Annotated in this window: 5 protein-coding genes and 1 pseudogene; 5 read left to right on the plus strand and 1 reads right to left on the minus strand. The window is 71.7% G+C overall.

Annotation, left to right across the window (positions count from 1 at the left end; all coding sequences use genetic code 11):
- Positions 1–913: histidine kinase dimerization/phospho-acceptor domain-containing protein (locus tag I71_RS04040; RefSeq protein WP_280109843.1), on the plus strand; the 913-nt coding region annotated here is incomplete at its 5' end.
- Between the two features lie 111 nt (positions 914–1,024).
- The gene (locus I71_RS39440) at positions 1,025–1,216 is read left to right on the plus strand and encodes an ATP-binding protein (protein WP_280109844.1); all 192 of its coding nucleotides are present in this window, start codon (positions 1,025–1,027) and stop codon (positions 1,214–1,216) included.
- Positions 1,217–1,237: 21 nt separating this feature from the next.
- Here the strand turns inward: I71_RS39440 and I71_RS04045 are convergent, their stop codons facing one another.
- Entirely contained in the window at positions 1,238–2,176 is a 939-nt protein-coding gene (locus I71_RS04045; RefSeq protein WP_042690976.1) for a LysR family transcriptional regulator, read from the minus strand.
- 164 nt (positions 2,177–2,340) lie between these two features.
- On the opposite strand from I71_RS04045, the gene I71_RS04050 reads away from it, so the two are divergent.
- The 3 genes and pseudogenes from I71_RS04050 to I71_RS39110 form a co-directional block, all read left to right on the plus strand.
- Positions 2,341–3,312, plus strand: a complete 972-nt coding sequence (locus I71_RS04050) for an MBL fold metallo-hydrolase (protein ID WP_042690979.1) — start codon at positions 2,341–2,343, stop codon at positions 3,310–3,312.
- Between the two features lie 203 nt (positions 3,313–3,515).
- Complete coding sequence (locus tag I71_RS04055) at positions 3,516–5,924, plus strand: transglycosylase domain-containing protein (protein ID WP_042690982.1); 2,409 nt, start codon at positions 3,516–3,518, stop codon at positions 5,922–5,924.
- Positions 5,925–6,033: 109 nt separating this feature from the next.
- A pseudogene (locus I71_RS39110) lies at positions 6,034–6,255 on the plus strand (hypothetical protein); the annotation flags it as partial.

The raw sequence follows: 6,255 nt of genomic DNA on the forward strand, positions 1-6,255 counted from the left end.
CTGGTGGAAGCCGCCGGCGCCCGACCGCTCGCGGGTGGTGCGCGCCATCGACGATCCGGTGCTGCGCGTCGAATGGCATCCCGACCGTCCGCCGCCGCTGGGTCCCGCCTTTTCCGCCGCCCGGTTCGAGGGGTTGAGGCACCGGCTGCGCGAGCAGTTGAGCACCGCCGACCGCAACATCGTGGTGGAGGTGCAACTTCCCCCCGAAGGCCGGGCCGGTGCCGGCCCGCCTCCCCCCTTCCTGGGCGGCGACGAGCCGCGGCGCTGGGGGCCGCATGTCCGGCTGTCGGTGCGGCTCGGCGACGGATCCTGGCTCAGCTTCACCGGCGGCGATCCGCTGCCCGGCCCGTTCCGCATCGTCCGCTTTCTGCTGTGGATGGGAGGGGTGGCGGCGGTGATCCTGGTGGTTTCGCTGCTGGCCGCCCGCAAGGCCGCGGGGCCGCTCGCCGGCTTCGCCGCCGCCGCTGAACGGCTCAGCGTCGACGGGCAGGCCGATCCCCTGCGGGAGGAAGGCCCGCGCGAGCTGCGCGCCGCCATCCGCGCCTTCAACCGCATGCAGGCGCGGCTTGCCCGCTTCGTGACTGACCGCACCCAGATGCTGGCGGCCATCGGCCATGATTTGCGGACGCCGATCACCCGGCTTCGCCTGCGCGCCGAGCTGGTCGACGATCCGGAGATGCAGCGGCGGATGCTGGCCGACCTGGACGAGATGGAGGCGATGATCTCCGCCACGCTGGCCTTCGCCCGCGACGACGCCCAGCGCGAGCCGCGCGGCCGCTTCGACCTTGCCGACCTGCTGCAGAGCCTGTGCGACGACCGCGTCGATGCCGGCCACCGCGCCGCCTACGAAGGCCCCGCCCATGCGGTGGCGGAGGGGCGTCCGGTGGCGCTGCCCCGGCGCTGGCCCACCTGATGGACAATGCGATCAAGTATGGCGGCGCTTTCACGTCCGGCTGGAGACCGGCGCGGACGGTGCCGGTCAGCATAGCAACGCCCAGATCCACATCGACAACGACGCCCCGGCATCCCGGAGGCGGAGTTCGAGAAGGTCTTCGCCCCCTTCTATCGGCTGGAGCGCTCCCGCTCCCGCGACACCGGCGGCGTCGGTCTGGGCCTGTCCACCGCCCGCAGCATCATCCGCGGCCATGGCGGCGACGTGACCCTGGCGAACCGCGGCGAAGGCGGGCTGCGCGCCACGGTGACGCTGCCGCTGTGACGCGCACCGGGGGGCGCGGGCTCATCCCTGGCCGGCGCCGTCCTCCAGATCGATCCGCCCGGTCAGGAAGTCCAGGAAGGACCGCAGCTTCGGCGGCTGAATCCGCCCGCCGGGAAACACGGCGTGCAGGTCGACATCCGCTCCCTTCCAGCCGTCGAGCACCCGTGTCACCTGCCCGGCGGACCGGTAGGGCCGCATGGCGAAGTCCGTGGCCAGCACCAGCCCGCCGCCGGCCAGCAGTGTCGGGATCAGAATCTCCGGGTCGTCGGCCGCGATCACCGGGTCGATGGCGGCGTCGATCTCCTCCCCGGGGAAGCCCCCATGGCCGTCCCCGCCGGTCCGGAACAGGCGCCAGCCATAGCCGGAGGGGCGCCGGGCGGTCATGTTCGCCAGCGTGAGGTGCCGGATCAGTTCGCCGGGGTGGGCCGGCATGCCATGGGCGGCACAATAGGACGGGGCGGCGTAGACATGGCGCTGCAGGACGCCCAGCTTGCGGGCCGCCATGCTGGAGTCCTGCAGCGTCCCCATCCGGATCGCCAGATCGATGTCCCGCGCCACCAGGTCCAAATTCTCGTGGCTCAGCACCAGGTCGATGCGGACATCGGGGCAGCGGGTCCGGAATTCGGGCAGGAGCGGCGCGATGACCTTCATTCCGAAGGACGGCGGGGTGGTGAGGCGCAGCCAGCCACGCGGCGCGTCGCGCAGCTGGGCCACCGCGTTTTCTGCCTGTTCCAGCTCCCCGGCGATGCGGCGGCAGCGTTCGAAATAGACGGTCCCCGCCTCGGTCAGGCCGAGGCGGCGGGTGGTCCGGTGCAGAAGCTGGATGCCGAGCCGGCGTTCGAGATCGCGCACCTTGCGGCTCAGCGTCGTCTTGGGCAGCCGCAGCCGCCGGGCGGCTTTCGTGAAGCTGCCTTCCTCAACCACCTTCACGAAGGCGATGGTATCGTTCAGGTCCTGCATCCGCCGCCCCGCCGATTGGATCGGAAATCGGCACAATGTTGCCCAAGCCTGACGGGTAATCAAGGCCGGCCCCGGGTGCTAGTTGGTGGACAGGCGCGGCGGCCGGACCACGAACCGCCGCCGGAGTCGAGCAACACCCCGAGCAACACCCCAGGGACAGGAAAATGAAGCCACAGATGCTTGTGCTGGCCGTTGGCCTGCTGTTCGCGGCCATCCCGGCCGGACAGGCTGCCGACAACACGGCCGCCCAGCCCACTCCGCAATCGGCGACCCAACCCGCCGCCGCCGGAATCTACCGCTTCGCCATCGGCGACCTCCGCGTCACGGCGCTCAGCGACGGCACCCTGCCGCTCGGCATCAAGCCGCTGGTCAAGGGGCTGCCGCCGGAGCGCATCGATGCGCTGCTGGCCGAGCGGTTCGAGCGCGATCCGCTGGAAACCTCGATCAACGCCTTCCTGATCGACGCAGGCCCGCGCCTGCTGCTGGTCGATACCGGCGCCGGCCGGCTGTTCGGCCCCTATGGCGGCAAGCTTCCGGCCAGCCTGGCCGCGGCCGGATACCGCCCCGACCAGGTGACCGACATCCTCCTCACCCACATCCACACCGACCATTCCGGCGGGCTGACGCTGGACGGACGGATGGTGTTTCCGAACGCCACGGTCCATGTCGGTCAGGCCGACATCGACTTCTTCCTCGACCGCGCCAACCTCGCCAGGGGATTGCAGCCCCGCCTGTATGAGGAGGCGGTCGCCACGGTCGGCTCCTACCTCAAGGCCGGCAAGGTGAAGCCCTTCAGCGAACAGTCGGAAATCCTGCCGGGTGTCACGGCGATCCCCACCCCGGGCCACACCCCCGGCCATGCCTTCTACCGGGTGGCGAGCCGTGGCGAGTCCATCGAGTTCTGGGGCGACATCATCCATGTCGGCCCGGTGCAGTTCCCGCATCCGGACGCCACCGTCGCCTTCGACATCGACCAGGACGCCGCCCGCGCCCAGCGTCTGAAGCGCTTCGCCCAGGAGGCCGGCAGCGGCCAGTTGACCGCCGCCGCCCATCTTTCCTTCCCCGGACTCGGCCGTCTGCGGCGCGACGGCGACGCCTATCGCTGGGTGCCGGTCGAGTACCGCAACCGCGAGTGAGGCGGCCGGGCAGGGGAGGCGGGGCGCCGCATCCGCCCACCCCCGCAATTGCGGATAGCGTCATCCTTTCGCCACGGTCGGGAGACAAATAATCGTCGCTTCGCCGCCGGCCTTCCGGCCGGGCGGCTGTGAGCGTATGAGGATCGAAGCGGGAACGTTTCCCGCCCTCACCACACAGACCTGACAGGGCCAGCGAGCGCGCCGTGACCGCCGACCGACCGGACCACCAGACGGACCATCGCGCGGGCCAGCTCTATGCCGGCCCCCGCCCGCTCCGCACCCGCGAAGACCCGTCGCCGCTCGACCGGCTGACGGCCGGCGAGTTCACGCGCCTGTTCGCCGCCAAGGCGGTCGAACTGGCCCGCGACCGGCTGGCGACCGCCGGTAAGGGCAAGCCGCGCCGCAAATCCCCGCCGCCCTCCGCCGCCCCGCCGCCGACGCCCCTCAGGCAGCCCCGCCGGCCGCGTCGCGCATGGGCGTCCATTTCTCTTCCGCCCATTTCCCTTCCAAGGATCTCCTTGCCGAAACCGAAGCAGCCCGCCCGCCGCTCCGGCGGCAGCCAGCCGCCGCAGCCCCCGTCCCCGCCGGCCGGCCGCCCCGGCCGGGCGCCGCAGCCGCCCCGCAAGGGTGGCGGCTGGGTCAAGCGGCTGGTGCAGTGGGGCCTCGTCGCCGCCATCTGGTGCGGTATCGGGCTGGGGGCGGTGCTGGCCTGGTTCGCGCTCGACCTGCCGGACATTTCCAAGGTGGCGCAGTTCGAGCGCCGCGCCTCGATCACCGTGCTGGCCGCCGACGGCAGCGAGTTCGCCCGCTTCGGCGACCTGCACGGCACGACGCTCAGCGTGCGCGACCTGCCGCCGCATCTGGTCGGTGCCGTGCTGGCGATCGAGGACCGCCGCTTCTACAGCCATTTCGGCATCGACCCGCTGGGCCTTGCCCGCGCGGTCTACGTCAACTGGCGTTCCGGCCGGGCGGTGCAGGGCGGCTCGACCATCACCCAGCAGCTCGCCAAGAACCTGTTCCTGACGCCCGAGAAATCGCTGAAGCGCAAGATCCAGGAGGCGATGCTGGCGCTGTGGCTGGAGAGCCGCTTCACCAAGGACCAGATCCTCACCGCCTATCTGAACCGCGTCTATCTCGGCGCCGGCACCTTCGGGGTGGATGCCGCCGCCCGCACCTATTTCGGCAAGCCGGCGACCGAGGTCGACGTGCGCGAGTCGGCGGTGCTGGCCGGCCTGCTGAAGGCGCCGTCGCGCTATGCCCCCAGCTCCAACCCGGACGAATCGGCGGAGCGGGCACGGGTGGTGATGGCGGCGATGCTGGACGCCGGCTACCTCACCCAGGCGCAGTATGACGCCGCCCGCACCGCCAAGCCGTCGCCCAAGCGCAAGCCTGGCGGCGACGGCCGCTATTTCGCCGACTGGGTGACCGATCTGGTGCCGGGCTTCGTCGGCCCCGACCATGGCGACGTGATCGTCCGCACCACGCTGGACCTGAGGATGCAGCGCGCCGCCGAACAGCGGCTGGAGGCTCTGCTCGCCGGCCCCGGCGTCGCCGCCAATGTCCGCCAGGGGGCGCTGGTCGCCATGAGTCCCGACGGCGCCGTCCGCGCCCTGGTCGGCGGCCGCGATTACGACAGCAGCGAGTTCAACCGCGCCACCCAGGCGCTGCGCCAGCCGGGATCGGCCTTCAAGCCCTTCGTCTATCTGGCGGCGCTGGAGTCCGGCTGGACCCCCGACAGCATGATCGACGACGCTCCCGTGCAGCTCGGCACCTGGAGTCCCGGCAATTACGACGGCAAGTATCGCGGCAGCATCACGCTGGCCTCGGCACTCGCCCATTCCTCCAACACCGCGACGGCGCGGCTGATCGACCGGGTCGGCACCGACCGGGTGCGGCGCATCGCCTCCAACCTCGGCATCGCCTCGCCGCTGACCCGCGACCTGTCGCTCGGGCTCGGCACCAGCGAGGTGACGCCGCTGGAGCTGGTGCGCGCCTATGCCGGCATCGCCAACCGCGGCGTTCCCGTCTGGGCCTATGCCATCACCGAGATCAAGAGCCGCGACGGCACCGTGCTCTACCGGCGTCAGGGTGGCGGCGGCGCCGCGGTGGTCGATCCCGTCCATGCCGTGCAGCTGTCGCAGATGATGACCGGCGTGCTGGAATACGGCACCGGCCGCAGCGCGAGGCTGAACCGCCCGGCGGCGGCGAAGTCCGGCACCACCCAGGACTATCACGACGCCTGGTTCGTCGGCTTCACCGCCGATCTGGTTGCCGGCGTCTGGCTGGGCAACGACAACAACGAGGCGATGAAGAAGGTCACCGGCGGCACCCTGCCGGCCAAGCTGTGGCGGGAGTTCATGCTGGACGCCCATGCCGGCAAGCCGGCCCGTCCGCTCCCCGGCCTGGACGGCGTCCCCGCCTGGACCCCGCCGCCGGGAAGCGCGCCGCCAGCAGCCACGATGCCCGGCGGTGTGCCGCCAAGTGGAGTACCGATGGCATCGGCCGACGCGCGGTCGGGCGGCGGCATCGGCTCGCTGATCGAGAAGATCGCCGGCACGCCCGCCACCGCGCCGCGGGTTCAGTACGACTACAGCAACAGCGGGGTCCGGTAGGGGAGTTGTCGGCTTCGATTCCCCCACCCTGACTCTGCCACCCCCAGGTTCCCCCCGTCGCCCCGACCCTGCTATACCTCCCCCCGGATTTCCCCAGAGCGGACGACAGATGCAGGCGGACGAGCGATTGGCCGGAGCGGACAGGACGGAGGCGGACGACCGTCCGCTCGCCGTCGTTCTTGCAGCCCTGGCGCCTGACGCCCTCACCTCCGCCCCCACCTCTGGCCCCACCCCCGACAGCGCCGATCCGCCCGCCGGCCTGCTCCCGGACGCGCGTCCACCCGGCGCCCCTGCCCCATCTCCCCTCAACCCGCTGCTCACCGTCGCCGCC

This window comes from Azospirillum sp. B506, assembly GCF_000333595.1.
Classification (GTDB): Bacteria; Pseudomonadota; Alphaproteobacteria; order Azospirillales; family Azospirillaceae; genus Azospirillum.